The sequence below is a fragment of the Leptothrix cholodnii SP-6 genome, assembly GCF_000019785.1.
Classification (GTDB): domain Bacteria; phylum Pseudomonadota; class Gammaproteobacteria; order Burkholderiales; family Burkholderiaceae_C; genus Sphaerotilus; species Sphaerotilus cholodnii.
Genome location: NC_010524.1, coordinates 3,260,585 through 3,281,131, shown reverse-complemented (window position 1 = coordinate 3,281,131; position 20,547 = coordinate 3,260,585). Strand labels below are relative to the sequence as shown.

The window sequence follows — 20,547 nt, the reverse complement described above, 5'->3', positions numbered from 1 at the left end:
AAAACGGGGCCGCAAGACGGCCCCGATTCGCTGTGGCACCGGCGGCGGCCGGTGCCCGGGTTCAACGCTGGTGAGCGAGGATGAAGTCGCGAACCTGAGGATAGGCCATCTCGCGCCAGCGGCGGCCCGAGAAGATGCCGTAGTGACCGGCGCCTTCGACCGTGTAGTGCTGGCGCATGCTTTCCGGGATGCCGCTGCACAGGTGCTGCGCGGCTTCGGTCTGGCCGGCACCCGAGATGTCGTCGAGCTCGCCCTCGACCGACAGCAGCGCGGTGGCGGTGATGTCCTGCGGACGCACCGGCTTGCCCCGCACGACCCAGGTGCCGTGCACCAGGGCGAAGTCCTGGAACACCGTCTTGATGGTGTCGAGGTAGTACTCGGCCGGCATGTCGAGCACGGCGTTGTATTCGTCGTAGAACTTGCGGTGCGCCTCGACGCTGTCGTCGTCGCCGCGCACCAGGTCGAGGAAGTAGTCGTAGTGCGAGTTGACGTGGCGGTCCGGGTTCATCGCGACGAAGCCGGTGTGCTGCATGAACCCCGGGTAGACGCGGCGGCCGGCGCCCGGGTAGTTCTGCGGCACGCGGTAGATCACGTTGTGCTCGAACCACTCGTGGCTGCGGTTGAGCGCCAGGTTGTTGACCGCGGTCGGGCTCTTGCGGGCGTCGATCGGGCCGCCCATCATCGTCATCGTGCGCGGCGTGGCCTCGCCGGCAGAGGCCATCAGCGAGATCGCGGCCAGCACCGGGACGGTCGGCTGGCAGACCGAGATCACGTTGATGTCGGGGCCGAGCTTGCGGATGAAATCCTGGATGTAGCCGATGTAGTCGTCGAGGTGGAACTCGCCGTCGGCCAGCGGCACCATGCGGGCATCGACCCAGTCGGTGATGTAGACCTTGTGGTCCTGCAGCAGGGTGCGCACGGTGTCGCGCAGCAGGGTCGAGTGGTGGCCCGACAACGGCGCCACCACCAGCACCGACGGCTGCGCGCGCATGCGCTCGAGCACCTGGATGTTGTCGGTGTAGCGCTTGAAGCGCAGCAGGCGGCAGAAGGGGCGCACCTCGACCAGCTGTTCCTGGATCGCCACGTCGACACCGTCGACCTTGCCCGACGTGATGTCGAAGGCGGGCTTCTCGTATTCCTTGGTCAGGCGATGCAGCAGGTCGAAACCGGCCGACACGCGCTGCGAACCCGGTGCCGTCGAGAACGGCGATTGCGGATGGCTGTAAAGCTTGGCCGTGGCCGTGGCGAACTCGGCGAACGGGCTCAGCACAGCGCGTTGGGCTTCATAGAGCTGGTAAAGCATGTCGATTCCTTCGAGTTCCGGTCGGCTTGGCGCCGACGATGAGCCGCGTACGAGCCGGCGGCTCATGTTGCAGTGCAGCATTCTACGCTGCGACGCGGTTTTCAGTGCCTCAATTCTTTGTCGGCAGTCCAAGTCTTGATGTCGGTCATGTGGCCGAGCAGCTTGCGAGATCGTACTGAAAGCGTTCTTACAAAGAAGCCTGCGAGGGCACCGGGATTTCCCGATCCCCATGAAAAAAGGCGTGGCCGCAGCCACGCCTCGAGATCGGTTCAGGGGATCGAGACCCCAAAGACCCTTCTGACTTTACTGACTTGCGGTCGGCGCGACCGGCGCGGCCTGCTGAACGGCGCTGGCGGCGACCTGTGCGGCCGGTGCATGGGCGGCGCTGGCCGGCTGGCTGCTGCCGGTCATCGGCAGCAGCGGCACGATCAGCAGCGCCACGATGTTGATGATCTTGATCAGCGGGTTGACGGCCGGGCCGGCGGTGTCCTTGTACGGATCGCCCACGGTGTCGCCGGTGACGGCGGCCTTGTGGGTGTCGCTGCCCTTGCCGCCGAAGTGGCCGTCCTCGATGTATTTCTTGGCGTTGTCCCAGGCGCCGCCGCCGGTGCACATCGAGATCGCCACGAACAGGCCGGTCACGATGGTGCCCATCAGCAGGCCGCCCAGCGCCGCAGCACCCAGCGTCAGGCCGACCACGATCGGCACCACCACCGGCAGCAGCGAGGGCACCACCATCTCCTTGATGGCTGCGCTGGTGAGCATGTCGACCGCCGCGCTGTAGTCGGGCTTGCGCTTGCCGGCCATGATCAGGCCGTCCTGGAACTGGCGGCGCACTTCCACCACCACCGCACCGGCGGCGCGGCCCACCGCCTCCATCGCCATCGCGCCGAACAGGTAGGGGATCAGCCCGCCGATGAACAGGCCGACGATCACCTTCGGGTCGCTCAGGTCGAACGACACGTCCATGCCACGCGCGTCGAGCGAGTGGGTGTAGTCGGCGAACAGCACCAGCGCGGCCAAGCCGGCCGAGCCGATGGCGTAGCCCTTGGTGACGGCCTTGGTGGTGTTGCCGACGGCGTCGAGCGGGTCGGTGACGTCGCGCACGCTCTTGGGCAGCTCGGCCATCTCGGCGATGCCACCGGCGTTGTCGGTGATCGGACCGTAGGCGTCGAGCGCGACCACGATGCCGGCCATGCTCAGCATCGAGGTGGCGGCGACCGCGATGCCGTACAGGCCGGCCAGGCCGTAGGAGACCAGGATCGCCACGCACACCATCAGCACCGGCCAGGCGGTCGAGCGCATCGACACCCCCAGGCCGGCGATGATGTTGGTGCCGTGGCCGGTGGTCGAGGCCTGCGCGATGTGCTTGACCGGCGCGTACTGCGTGCCGGTGTAGTACTCGGTGATCCACACCAGCGCGGCGGTCAGCACCAGGCCGACGGCGCAGGCGCCGAACAGCTTGCCGTGCGTGCCCGCGCCCAGCGCGTCGGCCGGCATCACCATCGAGGTGACGAACCAGAAGGCGATCAGCGACAGCAGACCCGCCACCGCCAGGCCCTTGTAGAGGGCCGGCATCACGTTCTTCATGCCCGGGCTGGCCTTGACGAAGTAGCAGCCGATGATCGACGCGATGATCGACACGCCGCCCAGCACCAGCGGGTAGATCACCGCCTGCAGCGTGGCGCCGGTGACCATCAGCGCACCCAGCGCCATGGTGGCGATCAGCGTGACGGCGTAGGTCTCGAACAGGTCGGCGGCCATGCCGGCGCAGTCGCCGACGTTGTCGCCGACGTTGTCGGCGATCACCGCCGGGTTGCGCGGGTCGTCCTCGGGGATGCCGGCCTCGACCTTGCCCACCAGATCGGCGCCGACGTCCGCGCCTTTGGTGAAGATGCCACCGCCCAGCCGCGCGAAGATCGAGATCAGCGAGGCACCGAAGGCGAATCCGAGCAGCGGCTTGAGGGTGTCCGGCGTCGCATCGGTGCCGCCGGTCAGGTACCAGAAGAACAGGCCCACGCCCAGCAGCCCGAGGCCGACCACCAGCATGCCGGTGATGGCGCCGCCGCGGAAGGCGACGTCGAGCGCCGGGCCGATCCCCTGGGTGGCGGCCTGCGCGGTGCGCACGTTGGCCTTGACCGAGACGTTCATGCCGATGAATCCGCAGGCGCCCGACAGCACCGCGCCGAGCACGAAGCCCGCCGCCGACTTGCCGTCCAGGAACGCGAAGATCAGCACCGCCAGCACCACGCCGACGATCGCGATGGTCTTGTACTGGCGCGCCAGGTAGGCGGCCGCACCTTGCTGGATCGCCGCCGAGATCTCCTGCATGCGGGCGTTGCCCGCGTCCTGACCGAGGATCCAGCTTCGCGAGACGAAGCCGTAGATGACGGCGGCTACGCCGCAGAGCAGCGCCAGCATCAGCGCTGTGGATGTCGACATGGGTTCTCCTTCCTCATGGGGTCAATCGATATTGGACTTCTTGACAGAACCGTCACGCCGGCGTCGCTCGCTGCGCCGGTTGCCCGTAGGCTAACGTGCCCGGGGCATGCTAGGGGAAGGCCCGGACCGCCACGCCCCGTGTTTTCCATCAGCAACACGGCGCAATCGAAGTCGATTGACCTGCCGCAGACTCCGGCGCAGCAAGGCCGTTGAAAGCACGGGCCGTAAAATCGCCGCCTATCCGAAGGTTCGTCCCGTTCAACGATTCCACCTCAGCGAGTCCACCAGCATGAGTCTGCACAACGTCACCCCCGGCACCAAGTGCCCCGAAGAGTTCAACGTGATCATCGAGATCCCGATGAACGCCGACCCCATCAAGTACGAGGTGGACAAGGAAAGCGGCGCGATGTTCGTCGACCGTTTCATGACCACCGCGATGCACTACCCGTGCAACTACGGCTACGTGCCGATGACGCTGGCCGATGACGGCGATCCGGTCGACGTGCTGGTGATCACCCCCTACGCGCTGACCCCGGGCGTGGTCGTGACCTGCCGCGCCCTGGGCGTGCTGCAGATGGACGACGAAGCCGGCGGCGACGCCAAGCTGCTGGCCGTGCCGATCACCAAGGTCTGCCCGATCTACTCGCACTGGAACAAGCCCGAAGACATCAACCAGATGCGCCTGAAGGCGATCCAGCACTTCTTCGAGCACTACAAGGACCTCGAAGCCGGCAAGTGGGTCAAGGTCAAGGGCTGGGAAGGTCCGGAGCAGGCCAAGAAGGAAATCACCGACGGCATGGCCAACTACGCCAAGGAACTGGCCAAGTAAATCGGCTCCGCGCCGACCCGAACAGAGAGCCTGCGGGCTCTCTTTTTTTGTCCGTCCGATGCGCTAGCCTACGCGGCTTGCCAACCACGGGGCCCCGACGGCCCACGCTGCCGCTGCCATGGACTGGAACCAGGAACTGATCAAGAGCGCCACCTGGCTGGCGCAGGCCTACGCGCTGACGCTGGTGTGTTTCGGCGCCGTGATGGCGACGCTTGCGCGCACGACGATCTGGGGCCGCCAGTTCTGGGCCCTGAGCGGCGACTACTTCTGGGCCGGCCACGGCTGGCAGCGGCCGTGGCGGCGCCTGGCCGGCATCGCGCTGATCCTGTTCTTCGTGCTGCTCGCGGTGCGCATGAACGTGCTGTTCTCCTTTTGGTACAACGGCTTCTACACCTCGATGCAGACGCTCGACGCCGGCGCGTTCTGGTTCCACATGAGCCTGTTCGGCCTGCTGGCGGCGCTGCACGTGGCGCGCGCGCTGCTCAACGCCTACATCCGCTCGTCGTTCACGATCCACTGGCGGCTGTGGATGAACGAGCGCATGGTCGCGCGCTGGCTCGACGGCCGGGCCTACTACCTCGGCCGCTTCGCCGAGCCGGTGGTCGACAACCCCGAGCAGCGCATCCAGCAGGACGCCACCAGCCTGGCGTCGGACACCCTGGCGCTGTCGATGGGCCTGGTCGGCGCGGTGGTGTCGATGGTCGAGTTCACCGGCATCCTCTGGAGCCTGTCGGCACCGCTGACGCTCGCCGGCGTCGAGCTGCCACGTGCGATGGTGTTCCTGGTCTACCTCTACGTGCTGACCGCCACCGTGTTCGCGGTCTGGATCGGCCGGCCGCTGATCCGCCTGAACTTCCTGAACGAGAAGCTCAACGCCACCTACCGCTATCTGCTGATGCGGCTGCGCGAGTACGGCGAGAGCGTGGCGCTGTATCGCGGCGAGGCGGTCGAGCACCGCAACCTGACGAGCGGCTTCGCGGCGGTGATCGCCAACGCCTGGGCCACCTTGTGGCGCTCGCTCAAGTTCGACGGCTACAACCTCGGCATCAGCCAGGTCGCGGTGGTGTTCCCGTTCCTGATCCAGGCGCCGCGGCTGTTCGCCGGCACCATCAAGCTCGGCGACGTGATCCAGACCAGCCAGGCCTTCGGCCAGGTGGAAGAGGCGCTGTCGTTCTTCCGCACCTCGTACGACTCGTTCGCCAGCTACCGCGCGGTGCTCGAACGTCTGAGCGGCTTCACCAGCAACGTCGACGGCGCCCGCGCGCTGCAGCTGCCGCAGCTGCAGGTGCGCGCCGATGCGCTGCAGCTGCAGGGCCTGACGGTGCGCCGCCCCGATGGCCAGGTGCTGGCGCAGTCCATCGAGCTGAGCCTCGCGCCCGGCCAGGCGCTGCTGATCCGCGGGCCATCGGGCAGCGGCAAGACCACGTTGCTGCGCACGCTGGCCGGTCTGTGGCCGTTTGCCAGCGGCGACGCCGCCCGGCCGGCCGACGCCGATTGCCTGTTCCTGTCGCAACGGCCCTATCTGCCGCTGGGCACGCTGCGCGGCGCGCTGGCCTATCCGTCGGCCGACATCGGCGACGGCGAGGCGCGCGCGATCCTGCAGCAGGTCCAGCTCGGCCACCTGGGCGAGCAGCTCGACGTCGACCAGGACTGGTCGCAGGTGCTGTCACCGGGCGAGCAGCAACGCCTGGCCTTCGGTCGCGTGCTGGCCAATCGGCCGGCGCTGGTGTTTCTGGACGAGGCCACCTCGGCCACCGACACCGGCCTGGAGCACAGCCTCTACAGCCTGCTGCGCCGCGAGCTGCCGCAGGCGATGCTGGTCAGTGTCGGGCATCGCGAAACGCTGCATGCGTTTCACGATCAGGTGCTGGAACTCGCGCGCGACGGCCGCTGGGCGCTCGGCTCGGCCTGAGCCGCCGATCAGATTTTCTTGATGCTCTGGTCGAGTTTCTTCAATTCCATCCGGGCCATCGCCAGATTGCCGTGCTTGCGGTCGATGGCCAGGTAGATGAAAACCTCGTTATTGGCCGACAGCGGCCGGATCAGGTGATATTGGCCGGTCAGGCTGATGAGGATGTCCTCGATCGACTGGTCGCCCAGCCCGACCGCTTTCATGGCCTTCAGCTTGGCCTGCACCACCTGGGTGTTGGCGGCCGAGGCGGCTTCGATCTCGAAACTGCCGGTCGAGTTGGATTCCAGCATCATGCCGCTGGTGGAATCCACCAGGGCTGCGGCGATGAAGCCGTCGAGTTCGCGTAAGGGATTGATGGTGCATGACATCGTGGGGTGGGTCCGGTCGCAGGTCGGGGCTGGAACGGTGATTCCAGAAAGCGTTGTTTCGGTCGAATATTGATAATAGGCAAAGTCCATTCGCCTGTCTCGGTCGGCCTGATTTCCGGATGCGAATTCGTGATTATGTTTCGGGTGCTGTCTGCCGGTTTTGATCGGACACCTGAACCGGTGGTGACGCAATCGATTGCAAACTGCTAGGCGGGCACCTCAAGAAGATAATGCCAGGATTTTCATATTTGCCACTTGCGGGTCACCGTGGCGATGTTTTCTGGATTGACGGACCCATTTTCAGATAATCCGATTCAAACTGGATTCAACGTCGCGTCGGTGCTGTTGAATCAGCCGACTGGCTGCGCTTGAACGGGCTGTGCTCGCGCAGTTCGTCCACGTAGGCGGCCACGCCCGGGCCTTCGCGCTCGAGGTAACGCGCCACCGCTTCCTCGAAGGCCGGGTGGCTCAGCTTGTGGGCCGACCAGGTGGTGACGGGCAGCAGGCCGCGTGCCATCTTGTGCTCGCCCTGCGCACCGCCTTCGAAACGCTGCCAGCCCTGCGCGATGCACCAGGCCAGCGGCTGGTAGTAGCAGGCCTCGAAATGCAGGCAGCTGACCGCCTCGGTGGCGCCCCAGTAGCGGCCGTAGGCCACCTGGCGCGCCGGGTCGAGCGCGATCAGCGACGCGGCGATCGGCTCGCCGCCGCGCTCGGCGATGAACAGCAGCCAGTGTTCGGCCATCTCGGCGGCCATGCGGGCGAAGAAATCGCGCGTCAGATACGGCTCGCTGCGGTGCGCCCGATACGTCAGCGTGTAGCAGCGGTAGAAGAAATCCCAGTCCGCCGTGCCGATCTCGGCGCCGCGCAGGGCCCGGAAGGTGACGCCGGCCTCGCGCACGTAGCGCCGCTCCTGGGCGATCTTCTTGCGCTTGTCGCGCTGCAGCGTGGCCAGGAAATCGGCGAAATCCGCGTACGGCAGCCCGCTGCGGTTCTGCCAGTGGAACTGCACCGTGCTGCGCATCAGCCAGCCCGCGGCCTGGGCGCTGGTGCGGTCGGCCTCGCTCATGAACAGCAGGTGCGCCGACGACAGCCGGTGCTGCCGCATCACCTGCTCGAGGCCCTGCAGCAGCACCGCACGCGCTTCGTCGCTGCGCGCCAGCAGCCGGCTGCCAGGCACCGGCGTGAACGGTACCGCGCCGAGCAGCTTGGGGTAATAACGCTGGCCGGCGCGCTGGTAGGCGTCGGCCCAGGCCCAGTCGAACACGTACTCGCCGTAGGAATGATCCTTGAGGTAGAGCGCGATCGCGCCCTCGATGCGGCCGCCACGTTCGGCCGTCAGCAGCAGCGGCTGCCAGCCGGTGGCGTCGCAGGCGCTGCCGCTGGCGTGCAGCGCGGCCAGGAAAGCGTGCTGCATGAAGGGTGTCGGCTCGCTGCAGTCGGCCAGCAGCGCGTCCCACGCGTGCGCGGGCACGGCGTGCGGGCCTTCGCGCAGTTGAACGGTCCAGTCCGCCGATGCATCCGTTGCCGCGGCTTGCCCACGCGGCCAAGCGGCTGCAGGCGGCCGATTACCATGAGCTGGCGTCGCCGGCCCGCCTGCGGCGTCTGTCGTGGGCCCGCTCGCCGGGGCCTTGTCGCCGCCGCTGATCGCGCCGTTTTCCTTGTCTGCCCTGCCGTCCATGTCCTCTTCGACTCCCGTGTCGTCCGCGCTGCCGGCTGCTGCCGCCCAGGTGGCCCTGCTGCAAATCAATCCGACCGTCGGCGACCTGGCCGGCAACCTGCGCCGCATCGTCGAGGCCGCCCGTGCCGCCCACGCGCAGGGCGCCAGCGTCGCGGTGGCGCCCGAACTGGCCTTGTGCGGCTATCCGCCCGAAGACCTGCTGCTGCGCCCGGCCTTCCTGGCCGCCTGCGAACAGGCGCTGGCCGACTGCGCCGCGGCCCTCGCCGATCTGGCCGGTTTCCACCTCGTGCTGGGCCACCCGCGTGCCTTGTCCACGCTCGCCGCTGCGGGCGGGTCGGATGTTCGCACGCATGATCGTTCACGTTCGTGGGCGCTGCAGGGCTGCCTGAACATGGCCTCGGTGCTGAGCGGCGGACGGGTGATCGCCAGCTACGCCAAGCGCGAGCTGCCGAACTACCAGGTGTTCGACGAGCGCCGCTATTTCGTCAGCGGCCGCGACGCCGGCCTGGACGCGCTGGTGTTCGAGGCCGCCGGCCGGCGTTTCGGCGTGCTGATCTGCGAGGACGCCTGGTTCGACGAGCCCGCCGCCGCCGCCCGCGCCGCCGGTGCGCAGGTGCTGCTGGTGCTCAACGCCTCGCCGTTCCACCTCGGCAAGCAGGAAGAGCGTGAGCAGCGCATGGCCGAGCGCGCCCGCCACGCCGGCCTGCCGCTGCTGTATTCGCATCTGGTGGGCGCGCAGGACGAGGTGGTGTTCGACGGCGCCTCGTTCGCGCTGCAGGCCGACGGCCGCCTGGCCGCGCGCGCGCCGATGTTCGCCGAGCACACGCTGATGCTCACGCTCGACGCCGCGGGCGCCGTGAGCGGCGCCTGTGCCGAGCTGCCGTCGCTGGAGGCGCAGGCCTGGGGCGCGCTGACCACCGGCGTGCGCGACTACCTCGGCAAGAACGGTTTCCCCGGCGCCATCATCGGCCTGTCGGGTGGCATCGATTCGGCGCTGGTGCTGGCGATCGCGGTCGACGCGATCGGCGCCGACAAGATCCATTGCGTGATGATGCCCAGCCCCTACACGGCCGAGATCTCGTGGGTGGATGCGCGTGACATGGCGCAGCGCCTGGGCGTGCGCTACGACGAGCTCAGCATCGTGCCGATGTTCGACGCCTTCCGCGCCACGCTGGCCGGGCAGTTCGAGGGCCGCGCCGAAGACACCACCGAAGAGAACATCCAGGCCCGCATCCGCGGCACGCTGCTGATGGCGCTGTCCAACAAGTTCGGCTCGATCGTGCTGACCACCGGCAACAAGAGCGAGATGGCGACCGGCTACTGCACGCTCTACGGCGACATGGCCGGCGGCTACGCGGTCATCAAGGACGTCGCCAAGACGCTGGTCTACCGGCTGGCGCAGTGGCGCAACCGCCAGGGCCCGATCGAGGTGATCCCCGAACGCATCATCACCCGGCCGCCCTCGGCCGAGCTGCGCCCCGACCAGACCGACCAGGACAGCCTGCCGCCCTACGAGGTGCTCGACGCGATCCTGTCGATGTACATGGAAGAAGACCGCTCGATCGAGCAGATCGTCGCCGCAGGCTTTGCACCGGCCGACGTCGAGCGCGTGACGCGGCTCATCAAGCTCAACGAGTACAAGCGGCGCCAGGCGCCGGTGGGGCTGCGCATCACGCACCGCGGCTTCGGGCGCGACTGGCGTTACCCGATCACTTCCAAGTTCCGCGCCTGAGGCCTGCCGGCCCGGCTCACCAGGATTGCGCCATGTCCCGATTCTTCCCGTCGTCCCTGACCGGCTGTGCCGCCGCGCTGCCGCTGCGCCGCGGTGCCCGCACGCTGGCGCTGGCCACGCTGACGCTCACGCTGCTGGCGTGTGCGCAGAACCCGGGCGCCGTGCCGGCCCAGGCGGTGGCGGCGTCGTCGCCGGCGGCGGGACCGGCGACACCGGTGTCCGCCGCTGCATCGGGCGCCGCATCGGGTGCCGGCAAACCTGCCGCCGCCTCGACGCCGCCGTCACCGGGCCAGCCGCCGGCATTCGCCACCGTCATCAAGGACGCCCGCCAGATCGACGGCCTGTTCACGGTCTGGCAGAAGGACGAGAAATTCTGGCTCGAGCTGGCCGAGTCGGATTTCGACCGGCCGCTGTTCCTGTCGCCCAAGCTCGCCAGCGGCATCGGCGAGAGCCGGCTGCTCGGCGGCCTGATGGTCGGCAGCGGCGCTTGGGTGGAACTGCGGCGCATCCACAACCAGGTGCAGCTGATCGAGCGCAACGCCGAATACGTGGCCCGCGCCGGCACGCCCGAGGCGCGCGCGGTGGCGGCGAGCTACTCGCCCAGCCTGATCGGCAGCACCGCCGTGGCCAGCCAGCCGCACCCCGAGCGCAAGACCGTGCTGGTCGACGCCGGGGCGCTGCTGATGGGTGACACCCTCGGCCTGGCCGGCGCGCTGCAGCGCAACTACCGGCAGGGCTACAGCTACGACGGCCGCAACTCGGCCATCACCGGCGTGCGCAACAAGCCCGATCTGCTAGTGCTGGAGGTGCAGAACCACTACGCCACCGCCTCGCTGGCGCAGCCGCAGCCCGGCGCGCCGGCCGGCGCACCGGCGCCGCGCCTGCCGGTCACGCTGCCGGATCCGCGCAGCCTGTTCGTCAAGCTGCACTACTCGCTGTCGCGCCTGCCGGAGCAGCCGATGGCGGCGCGGCCCGCCGATGCGCGCGTCGGCCACTTCACCACCGTCGTCAGCGACTTCAGCGACGACCTGCAGCGCAGCCCCAAGCTGCGCCACGTCAACCGCTGGCGGCTCGAGAAGAAAGACCCGTCCGCCGCACTGTCGCCGCCGGTCAAGCCGATCACCTACTGGCTCGACCGCACCATCCCGCTCAAGTACCGCGACGCCGTCCGCGACGGCATCCTGGCCTGGAACGCCGCCTTCGAGCGCATCGGCTTCCAGGACGCCATCGTCGTCAAGGTGCAGCCCGACGACGCCGACTTCGACACCCTCGACGTCGGCGTCGCCTCGGTGCGCTGGATGGTCAACGGCCCGTCCGGGATGGCGGCGATCGGGCCCAGCCACGTCGACCCGCGCAGCGGCGAGATCCTCGACGCCGACATCGGCTTCGAGAGCAGCTCGCTGCGCTTCAACCGCCTGCTGCGCTCGCAGATCCTGGCCGACACGACCGCCACGGCCGGTTTCGACTGGGCCCGGCTGATGCAGTCGCCCGACGCGCGCACGCTCGATCAGGCCCAGGCCGACACCCGGCCGGCCCACGTCCACACCGAACGCTGCGAGATGGCCGAGATGGGCGCGATCCAGCTCGGCTACGGCCTCGACGTGCTGGCCGCCCGCGACGCGCTCGACCCGGCCGGCGACGTGACCGAGGCCTTCGTGCGCAGCTACCTCAAGAGCCTGGTGATGCACGAGGTCGGCCACACGCTCGGGCTGCGGCACAACTTCCGCGCCTCGCACGCCTATGGCGAGCGCCAGATCGCCGACCCGGCCTATGGCCAGACCCGGCCGCTGACCGGCTCGGTGATGGACTACGCCGCGATCAACCTGCCGGCGCCGGGCGCGCCCACGCCGGTGCCGTTCCAGACCGTGCTCGGCCCGTACGACTTCTGGGCGATCGAATACGCCTACAAGCCCATCGAGGCTGCCGCAGAAAAGGCCGAGCTGGCGCGCATCGCCGGGCGCAGCGCCGAGCCCGAGCTGGCGTTCGGCACCGACGAGGACAGCTTTCTCGGCCTCGACCCCGAGTCGCTGCAGTTCGATCTGGGCGACGACCCGGTGGCGCACGCGCGCAAGCGCATCGAGATCGCGCGCGACCTGATCCAGCGCATCGAGGCCCGGCCGCTGCAGGCCGGTGACGCCGGCTCGGACTACCCGCGCCTGCGCCGCAGCGTGTCGTACGCGCTGCGTGACGTGGGGGCCGCCACCGGCGTGCTGATGCGCCAGATCGGCGGCGTGCGCACGCTGCGCGACCAGCCCGGCACCGGCCGCGATCCGCTGGTGCCGGTCAGCGCCGCGCAGCAGCGCGCCGCGCTCGAGCTGATCACCGGCGCGGTGCTGTCGCCGCAGGGCCTGACGATCTCGCCGGCGCTGCAGCGCCGGCTGGCGCCGGACTTCTTCGACCGCGCCGACAGCCTCGGCCATGGCGAGACCGGCATCGGCACCGACTTCGTGCCCCAACAGCTGCTGTCGGGCCTGCAGCGCGCGGCGGTGGGTCAGCTGATGAGCGACCCGCTGGCGCAGCGCCTGCTCGACAGCGAGGGCAAGGCCAGCCGCCCCGACGACAGCCTGCAGCTGGCCGAGCTGTACCAGCGCATCGCGTCGCAGGTCTGGGCCGAGCTGGCGGGTGCGGGCGGCGACATCGCGCCACTGCGCCGCGAACTGCAGCGCGAACACGCCAACCGGCTGGTCGCGCTGCTGCTGCGCCCGGCCGGCAGCGGCCGCAGCGATGCCCGCACGCTGGTGGCCAGCCAGACCCGCGAACTGCTCGCTTCGGTCAGCCGCGTGGCCGGCCAGCGCCGCTGGAGCGAGGCCAGCCGCGCCCACCTGCGCGACATCGGCGTGCTGCTGCGCGAGGCGCTGACGGCCCGGGTGGTGCGCGTTTCGGCCGGGTGAACCGGCTCGATCGCGCGAGTCGGGCCGATGGGCTCAGCCGCTGAGCCAGCCTGCCGCACCGGTGCCGGCCTGTTGTGGCGCCGCAGCCGCATCGGCGGCGAAGCTTCAGGCGCCCCCGAACCGGGGCTGTGACCGCGCTCGGTCCGTGCAGTTTTTTCAATCGCCCGGGGCATGCCGGGGTCATGGCGTGGTGGCATGCTGAGCCATGGCGCTGAATCGAATCGGCTTTGCGTTGTCTGCCGGATCAGGCCGGCTGCATCCCGTGTTTCGTGGCTTGTGGCCAGGCCCAGGCGGCGAAGAATGGCGGCTGTTCGCTTCCACTCTGATCGTGTCCCATGTCTGCACATTCGCCTGAACGCTCCGGCCTGTCCTGGGTCCGCATGACCGTCTCGAAGCGGCTCGGACTGGGCTTTGCGGTCCTGCTGCTGGCGCAGCTGCTGATCGGGCTGATCGGCCTGCAGTCGCTCGCCGACCTGCGTGCCGACGTCGACCAGGTCGAATCGCTGCGCCAGACTCGCCTGTCCACCACCCGTGACCTGCAGGACGGCATCGGCCAGATCGGCCTGCACAGCCGCGCGCTGGCGCTGCTCGATGCGCCGCTGCAGCTGTCGCGCGAGGCCCGCCTGCTGGCGCAGCAGCAGACCCGCGTGCAGCAGCTCGAGCAGACGCTGCGCGGGCTCGACTGGGCGCCCGAACAGCGCACGGTGGTCGATGCGGTGCTCGGTGCCGGCGCCGCCGCGCGCCCGCTGATCGACGCCGCCGCGCGCATGGGCCACGAGGGCCAGAACCGCGAGGCGGTGCAGGAGCTGCTCAAGCAGGTCGGCCCGGCCGAGCTGCAATGGCGCGAACAGACCCGCCGCCTGACGCAGACCCTGATCGAGCAGGGCCAGCGCGCAGCCGCCGCGGCGCAGGCCCGCCACGAGCAGGCCGTCGGGCTGATCGCGGTGGTCACGCTGGCCTGCCTGCTGGCCGGCTCGGCGATGGCCTGGGCGCTGGTGCGCAGCGTGCGCGAGCCGGTCGATCAGGCCGTGCGCATGGCTGAAGGCCTGATGCACGGCAGCGAGCCGGCGCACACGCCGCAGCTGCAGGGCGATGAACTCGACCGCCTGCATCACGCCATGACCGGCCTGCAGCGACGCCTGCGCGAAGGCACGCTGCGCGGCATCGACAGCCACGCCACCGCCGCGCCGCAGCCGGCCGCGGATCTGCCGCCGTCACTGTCGCAGTCGGTGGCCGATTTCAGCGAGCGGCCTGCTGCGGCGCCGGCCGCATCGAACCGGCCGATCGCCGCGGACGCTGAAGGTGGCTTCGTCGCCACGCCGTCGCTCGACGCGATGGCCTCGCTGCCGTCGCTGCATGCGGGCCTGGCGGGTGCGCCGGTCAGCGCCCAGGCGCTGGCCATCAACGCCGCGCGGGTGGCCGAACGCGGCGGCGAGGTGGTCACGCAGGTGGTCTCCAACATGGAGGACATCTCGGCCTCGAACCGCAAGATCAACGAGATCCTGGCCACCATCGACGGCATCGCCTTCCAGACCAACATCCTCGCGCTCAATGCCGCGGTGCAGGCCGCCCGTGCCGGCCAGGACAGCCAGGGCGCCGGTGCGGTGGCCGGAGAGGTGCGCGGCCTGGCCCAGCGCGCGGCCAGCGCGGCGCGCGAGATCAAGGGCCTGATCACCGCCTCGGTCGAGAAGGCCGAGGCCGGCACCCGGCTGGCGCGCGACGCCGGCGCCACGATGGACGCCATCGTCTCGTCGGTGCAGAGCGTCACCGACCTGGTCGGCCAGATCACCCAGCACCCGAGCGACGAGGCCGCCAAGCTGGCCGAGGCCGACCTGTCGGTGCGCCGCCTCGACGACCTGACGCGCCAGAACGCCGCGCTGGTCGAGCAGAGCGCGTCGGCCGCCGACGCGCTGCGCCAGCAGGCCGAGCGGCTGCAGAAGGTGGTCGGCGCGTTCCGCCTGCTGCAGCAGACCCAGGAAGCCGCCTGGACCGCCCACACCGCCATCCACAGCGCCCGCACCAGCGCGCGTGGCGAGACCCAGCCCGGCGGGCTCGATCCGCTGGGTGGCCCCGGCTCCGACGCGGGTGGCGGCCACGACGGCCCCGATGGCGCCCGCAAGGGCAGCCGCCCGCCGCGCCCGGGGCCCGAACGCGGCTGGTCGAACTTCTAGATCGGCTGCGTGCGCGCTTCGAGCCAGTCGCGCGCCGCGCCCGTCACCCGCGGCGCCAGCCGGCGTCGCACCTCGGCGTGATAGGCGTTGAGGCAAGCCCGCTCGTCATCGCGCAGCAAGCTGAAGTCGATGCAGCGGGTGTCGATCGGGCACAGCGTGAGGGTCTCGAATTCGAGGAACTCGCCGAACTCGTCGCCCGCCGCTGACGCCACGTTCAGCACCAGGTTCTCGATCCGGATGCCCCAGCGCCCGGGGCGGTAGAGGCCCGGCTCGATCGACGTCACCATGCCCGGCTGCATCGCCATCTGCGGCTCGGGGATGGCCGGCGAGATGCTCTGCGGCCCCTCATGCACGTTGAGGAAATAGCCCACGCCGTGGCCGGTACCGTGGCCGTAGTTGAGCCCGGCCTCCCACAGCGGCGCGCGCGCGATCGAGTCGAGCATCGGCGCCAGCGTGCCGAGCGGAAAACGCGTGCGGCTCAAGGCCAGCGTGCCCTTGAGCACCCGCGTGTAGTCGGCCTTCTGCGCCGCGCTCGGCATGCCGATCGGCCAGACCCGCGTGATGTCGGTGGTGCCGCCCAGGTACTGCGCGCCCGAGTCGATCAGCAGCAGGCCCTCGGCGGCCAGGCCGTGTGGCGTCGAGATCACCGCATGCGATTCGTCGGTGGCGCGGTAGTGCGGCATCGCGCCGTTGGCGTTGAAGCCGGCGATGGTCGGGAAGCTCAGCGAAACGTAATCGGGCTGCCTGGTGCGCTCGGCGCTCAGGCGTTCGTCGATCGTCAGCTCGGTGATCGCCTCGCGGCCCAGTGCGGCCTCGAACCAGGCGTAGAACGCGCACATCGCGGCGCCGTCCACCTCCATCGCGCGGCGGATGAAGGCGGCCTCGTCGGCCGTCTTGCGGCTCTTGGCCAGCGTGCTCGGGTTGATCGCCTCGATCACCTTCACCGCCGCCGGCACCGCCTGGCGGAAGCCGAGCGTGATGCGGCGCGGGTCGACCAGCAGCACCGCGTGGGCCGGCAGATGCGCCAGATGGCTCGACGCGGCGTCGTAGGGCGCGAGCGTGATGTTGTCGGCGGCCAGCGCCGCAGCGACGTCGCCATCGACCTTGCCGGCGCCGACGAACAGCGTGGCGCGCTCGGCACCGATCAGCAGGTGCGCGAGGAACACCGGGTTGTAGTCGACGTCCGCGCCGCGCAGGTTGGTGATCCAGGCGATGTCGTCGACCGTCGAGACGAAGTGGTGGCTCGCGCCGTGCTGCAGCATCGCCTGCCGCACGTTGGCCAGCTTGGCCGCGCGGCTCACGGCGGCGTGCGGCGCGCGGTGTTCGTAGACCGGCGCGGTGGGCAGGGCGGGGCGGTCGGCCCAGACCTCGTCGAGCAGATCCAGATCGGTGCGCAGCACGATGCCCTTGGCCGCCAGCGTGTCGGCCAGCGCCTTGGCGCTCGCCAGCCCGAGCACCGCGCCGTCGACCGCCAGCGTGGCGCCGCGCGGCAGGTTCTCGGCCAGCCAGTTCAGGTGATGCGTGGCCGCGCCGGTCGGGATCTTGAACAGCTCCACGCCGGTGCCCGCCAGCTCGGCCTCGGCCTGCACCCAGTAGCGGCTGTCGGCAAACACGACGGCCCGCTCGGTCGTCACCACCAGCGTGCCCATCGAGCCGGTGAAGCCCGAATAGCGCACCCGGCCCTGCCAGCGCTCGGGCAGGTATTCGCTCAGATGCGGGTCGGCCGAGGGCAGCAGCAGCGCCCCAAGGCCGTGGCGGGTGAGTGCCTCGCGCAGTTCGGTGAGGCGTTGTCGGATCGATGCGGTGCGGGTGTCCATGGGCGGCCTGGGGCAGGATGAATCTGGGGGCGGGATGGGTGATTCTGACAAGCTCGGCAAGAGGCTGGCGTGCAGAAGGTGTCAGCCGGGTTTGTCGACAAAACGTACGACTAAGCGTACGCTTTATGTTTTGGAGTTCACCATGACGACCCTCACCGCCAGCCAAGCGCGCGCCAACCTCTATCGCCTGATCGACGAAACCGCTGCGTCGCACCAACCCATCCACATCGCCGGCAAGCGAACGAGCGCCGTGCTCGTCTCGGCCGACGACTGGCAGGCGATCCAGGAGACGCTCTATCTGCTGTCGGTTCCCGGCATGCGCGAATCCATCAAGGAAGGCATGGCCGAGCCGCTGGCAGACAGCGCTGAAAGTCTCGAGTGGTGAACTGGAAACTGGTGTTCGCCAAACACGCGCAGAAAGACGCCAGGAAACTGCTGGCCGCCGGCTTGAAGCCCAAGGCCGAAGAGCTGCTGGCTGTCATGGCCAACGATCCCTTTCAGAACCCGCCCCCCTATGAAAAACTGGTCGGCGATCTGGCCGGCGCGTACTCACGTCGGATCAACATCCAGCACCGGCTGGTGTACGAGGTGTTCGTGGAAGAACGCGTGGTTCGGGTGCTTCGGATGTGGAGCCACTATGAGTGAGCTGCCGCTGCTGAACCACCGCTGCAGCCGCCTTGACAGCCGGTCAGGCCCATCAGATCGACTCAAGATCGCTTTCAAAGCGATTCTTGTTGCCAGGCTGGCTCGATCGCGGTCGGCCGCGAGGGCGGTCATGTTCCTGATCGTCATCGGCCTGTCCGCCTGCGGCGGCGGTGGCGATTCAGGCTCGACGCCGCCCTCGACCGCCACCAACACCGCGCCGCAAGCCGCGCTGGCCGTGCTCGGCAACGTGGCACCCGCCGTCGACACCCCGCTGCGCCTGGACGCCAGCGCCAGCCGCGATGCCGACGGCGACCTGCTCACCTACGCCTGGGCCCTCGTGCAGCGCCCGGCCGGCAGCCAGGCAGTACTCGCCGATGCCGCCAGCGCACTCGCCACGCTGGTGCCCGATGTGGCGGGCGACTATCGCGTCGAGCTCATGGTGTCCGACGGCGCCGGCCACAGCACGGTCGAGCCGCTCACGCTGCAGGCCGGCGCGGGCAACCGCCTCGTCACGCTGAATCACGGCACCTTCGAGTTGCTGTACGACTGCGACGCCCACACCGCCTTGCGCTACGGCTACACGCTCGCGGTCGACACCGGCAGCGCCGCGCGGCCGACCACGTTCACGCTCGGCGACCCCCAGTTGCCGTCCGGCTGCGGCCAGCAGCTCAGCGCCGCCAGCTACGCCAGCGTGTCGACGGGCTGGGACCGCGGCCACCTGGTCCCGGCCAACCACATGGACGCGTCCGACGCGCTGATCGCCGAGACCTTCCACATGACCAACATCGTGCCGCAGCGCTCGGCGTTCAACCAGGGCCTCTGGGCCGATGCCGAAACCATCGCCGAGTGCCATCGCGACCTGGCGCCGGTGCAGGTCGCCGGCGGCGTGGTCTACGACGACACCGCCAACGACCTGTTCCTGGCCTCGCACGGCATCCGCACGCCCGACTGGTTCTGGATGACGCTGGTGACGACCGAGCCCGGCAGCGGCGCCACCCGTGTGATCGCCTGGCTGTTTCCGAATGCCGTCGGGCTGGGGGCGCTCGACGATTACATCGTCAGCGTGAACACGCTCGAAGGCCGGGTGGGCGCCAACCGCGTCGGGCTCTCGATCCTGGCGGCCGATCTGAAGCTCACCAAGCCGTCCGCCTCGTGGGTTTCGCCGCCAGACTGCAATCCGGGGTGAACGGGGCATCTTCTTGTCATGCCAGACAGCCAACCTGAAAAAGTGCTGGAATCGGCCGATTCATCAAAAATCCTGAGCGGCAACCCAAAATCATGGTGATCGGCTACGACCATCTGAGAGCGCATCTGCAGTTGCCGATCCCGCCTCGGCCCCGCCCCGCCACCGTCCAGCCGGTGATCCGCGTGGCGCCCGGTGCAGACGGCACCCTGGCGGTGCCGCCCGGTGTGGCGCCGCAGTCCGATGACGTGCTCGAACACCTGCTCTTTGCGCTCAAGCACGAGGGCACCGACTTGCTGGTGCTGCGCCATGCGCTACCGCATGTGAGCGCCGACCGCCTGAGCCAGGCTCTTGCCGCCACCCCCAGCGGCCAATTCGTGCGCAAGGCGGGTTACCTGTGGGAGCAATTCACCGGCCGCGTGCTGGAGGGCGTGGCGCCACGTGGCAACACCGTCGAGCTGTTCGACCCCGCCCTGTACCTCACCGGGCCTGCACGGCGCGATCCCCGCTAGCGGGTGGCGTTCAATGGCCTGGGTTCCTTGCGTTATTGCCCGGCCGTGCGCCGCACACCGGTCATCGAGCGCCTGCTGGCCGCCGACCTGCTGGGACAGGCCCGCCAGTTCGCGCATGAGATCGGACCGGATATGCTCGACCGCGCGCTGACCTGGGCCTATCTTGGCGAGACGGAAAGCTCCTTCGCCATCGAACGTGAGGCGCCGACCGCTGACAAGGCGCAGGCGTTTGCCGCGTTGTTGCAACAGGCTGGAGAGGGCCCGGCACTCAGCGAAGACGTGCTGGTGCAATGGCAGAACTCGGTCATCACCAATCCCCTGGAACACGCCCAGCAATACCGCACCGAGCAGAACTGGCTGCGCGGCGCGGCCCGTGGCGCCGCAGGTGTGACCTATGTGCCGCCACCGCCGGAAGCGGTGGATGCTCTGATGCGCGAATGGCTGGCCATGGTCGACGGCCCGCATCACGCCGACCCGTTGGTGATGGCGGCGCTGGCGTGTTTCGGCTTCGTCTTCATCCACCCCTTCATGGACGGCAACGGGCGACTCTCGCGATTCCTGGTGCACCACGTCCTGGGCCAGTCGGGACGTTTGCCCCCAGGCTTCGTGCTGCCGGTGTCGATCGCGATGAAGCGCCACGAGGCCGAGTACCTGCGGGTTTTGCAGGGGTTTTCGAAACCGCTACGGGCCTTCTGGAACGTGACCTGGATCGATCAGGGCCAGTACGCGTTCCAGTGCCTGAGTGACGACAGCCTTTACCGCTACTGGGACGCCACCGCCTGCGTGGAGTTCGTGCTCGACATGACCGAGCAGGCGCTGCAAAAAGACCTGCGCGAGGAAACCCGGTTTCTGGTGGCCTACGACCGGGCCTACCAGGAGGTCAACAACCGCTTCGACCTGCGCGCCAACGCCTTGGCCACCTTGTTGCTCGGCGCCTTCCAGCATCAGGGCACGGTGTCGATCCATCGCCGCAAGCAGTTCGCCGACGTGGTGCCGCAAGCCGCTTTCGATTTCATCGAAGAGGTGGTCAGGCGGCATCTGGTGGCCTGAGCCATCGCCGAGCG

The 20,547-nt window shown here is 69.1% G+C and carries 15 protein-coding genes; 10 read left to right on the top strand and 5 right to left on the bottom strand.

The features are described 5' to 3' along the window. Nucleotides 1-61 precede the first annotated feature (61 nt). Nucleotides 62-1,303 carry a polyhydroxyalkanoate depolymerase gene (locus tag LCHO_RS14865; RefSeq protein WP_012347990.1) on the bottom strand — a complete coding sequence of 414 codons (1,242 nt, stop codon included), beginning with the start codon at nucleotides 1,301-1,303 and terminating at the stop codon, nucleotides 62-64. A 303-nt stretch (nucleotides 1,304-1,606) separates the two neighbouring features. Next, on the bottom strand, nucleotides 1,607-3,745 hold the full coding sequence (locus LCHO_RS14860; protein ID WP_012347989.1) for a sodium-translocating pyrophosphatase: 2,139 nt from the start codon (nucleotides 3,743-3,745) through the stop codon (nucleotides 1,607-1,609). 289 nt (nucleotides 3,746-4,034) lie between these two features. Between LCHO_RS14860 and ppa the strand changes: the two genes are divergently transcribed. Together ppa and LCHO_RS14850 are read left to right on the top strand one after the other, a co-directional pair. Beyond that, nucleotides 4,035-4,574 carry an inorganic diphosphatase gene (gene ppa / locus LCHO_RS14855; RefSeq protein ID WP_012347988.1) on the top strand — a complete coding sequence of 180 codons (540 nt, stop codon included), beginning with the start codon at nucleotides 4,035-4,037 and terminating at the stop codon, nucleotides 4,572-4,574. Between the two features lie 118 nt (nucleotides 4,575-4,692). After that, on the top strand, nucleotides 4,693-6,486 hold the full coding sequence (locus LCHO_RS14850) for an ABC transporter ATP-binding protein/permease (RefSeq protein WP_012347987.1): 1,794 nt from the start codon (nucleotides 4,693-4,695) through the stop codon (nucleotides 6,484-6,486). 8 nt (nucleotides 6,487-6,494) lie between these two features. Here the strand turns inward: LCHO_RS14850 and LCHO_RS14845 are convergent, their stop codons facing one another. After that, a complete protein-coding gene (locus LCHO_RS14845; RefSeq protein ID WP_012347986.1) occupies nucleotides 6,495-6,944 on the bottom strand; it encodes a hypothetical protein in 450 nt (149 codons plus the stop codon). 235 nt (nucleotides 6,945-7,179) lie between these two features. Beyond that, complete coding sequence (locus LCHO_RS14840; protein ID WP_012347985.1) at nucleotides 7,180-8,325, bottom strand: GNAT family N-acetyltransferase; 1,146 nt, start codon at nucleotides 8,323-8,325, stop codon at nucleotides 7,180-7,182. A 205-nt stretch (nucleotides 8,326-8,530) separates the two neighbouring features. Between LCHO_RS14840 and LCHO_RS14835 the strand changes: the two genes are divergently transcribed. The 3 genes from LCHO_RS14835 (at nucleotide 8,531) to LCHO_RS14825 (ending at nucleotide 15,326) form a co-directional block, all read left to right on the top strand. Beyond that, a complete protein-coding gene (locus tag LCHO_RS14835; protein ID WP_012347984.1) occupies nucleotides 8,531-10,264 on the top strand; it encodes an NAD+ synthase in 1,734 nt (577 codons plus the stop codon). Between the two features lie 32 nt (nucleotides 10,265-10,296). Then, complete coding sequence (locus LCHO_RS14830; protein WP_012347983.1) at nucleotides 10,297-13,155, top strand: zinc-dependent metalloprotease; 2,859 nt, start codon at nucleotides 10,297-10,299, stop codon at nucleotides 13,153-13,155. A gap of 380 nt (nucleotides 13,156-13,535) precedes the next feature. Continuing rightward, the gene (locus tag LCHO_RS14825; protein ID WP_012347982.1) at nucleotides 13,536-15,326 is read left to right on the top strand and encodes a methyl-accepting chemotaxis protein; all 1,791 of its coding nucleotides are present in this window, start codon (nucleotides 13,536-13,538) and stop codon (nucleotides 15,324-15,326) included. Here the strand turns inward: LCHO_RS14825 and LCHO_RS14820 are convergent. Further along, nucleotides 15,323-17,143: an aminopeptidase P family protein gene (locus LCHO_RS14820; RefSeq protein WP_012347981.1), complete on the bottom strand. Its 1,821-nt coding sequence runs from the start codon at nucleotides 17,141-17,143 to the stop codon at nucleotides 15,323-15,325. The genes LCHO_RS14825 and LCHO_RS14820 overlap by 4 nt on opposite strands. 142 nt (nucleotides 17,144-17,285) lie before the next feature. Here LCHO_RS14820 and LCHO_RS14815 point away from each other — a divergent pair, with 142 nt between their 5' ends. The 5 genes from LCHO_RS14815 to LCHO_RS14800 all read left to right on the top strand — a co-directional run bounded on the left by LCHO_RS14815 (nucleotide 17,286) and on the right by LCHO_RS14800 (nucleotide 20,533). Beyond that, a complete protein-coding gene (locus LCHO_RS14815; protein ID WP_012347980.1) occupies nucleotides 17,286-17,528 on the top strand; it encodes a type II toxin-antitoxin system Phd/YefM family antitoxin in 243 nt (80 codons plus the stop codon). Further along, nucleotides 17,525-17,788, top strand: a complete 264-nt coding sequence (locus LCHO_RS14810) for a Txe/YoeB family addiction module toxin (protein ID WP_043705522.1) — start codon at nucleotides 17,525-17,527, stop codon at nucleotides 17,786-17,788. The genes LCHO_RS14815 and LCHO_RS14810 overlap by 4 nt, the downstream gene beginning before the upstream one ends. A gap of 130 nt (nucleotides 17,789-17,918) precedes the next feature. Next, on the top strand, nucleotides 17,919-18,974 hold the full coding sequence (locus LCHO_RS14805; protein WP_012347978.1) for a DNA/RNA non-specific endonuclease: 1,056 nt from the start codon (nucleotides 17,919-17,921) through the stop codon (nucleotides 18,972-18,974). A 92-nt stretch (nucleotides 18,975-19,066) separates the two neighbouring features. Further along, nucleotides 19,067-19,483: a hypothetical protein gene (locus tag LCHO_RS23990; protein WP_223210450.1), complete on the top strand. Its 417-nt coding sequence runs from the start codon at nucleotides 19,067-19,069 to the stop codon at nucleotides 19,481-19,483. A gap of 3 nt (nucleotides 19,484-19,486) precedes the next feature. Next, nucleotides 19,487-20,533 (top strand): Fic family protein, encoded by a 1,047-nt coding sequence (locus LCHO_RS14800; RefSeq protein WP_223210449.1) that lies wholly within the window; start codon nucleotides 19,487-19,489, stop codon nucleotides 20,531-20,533. Nucleotides 20,534-20,547: the final 14 nt, after the last annotated feature.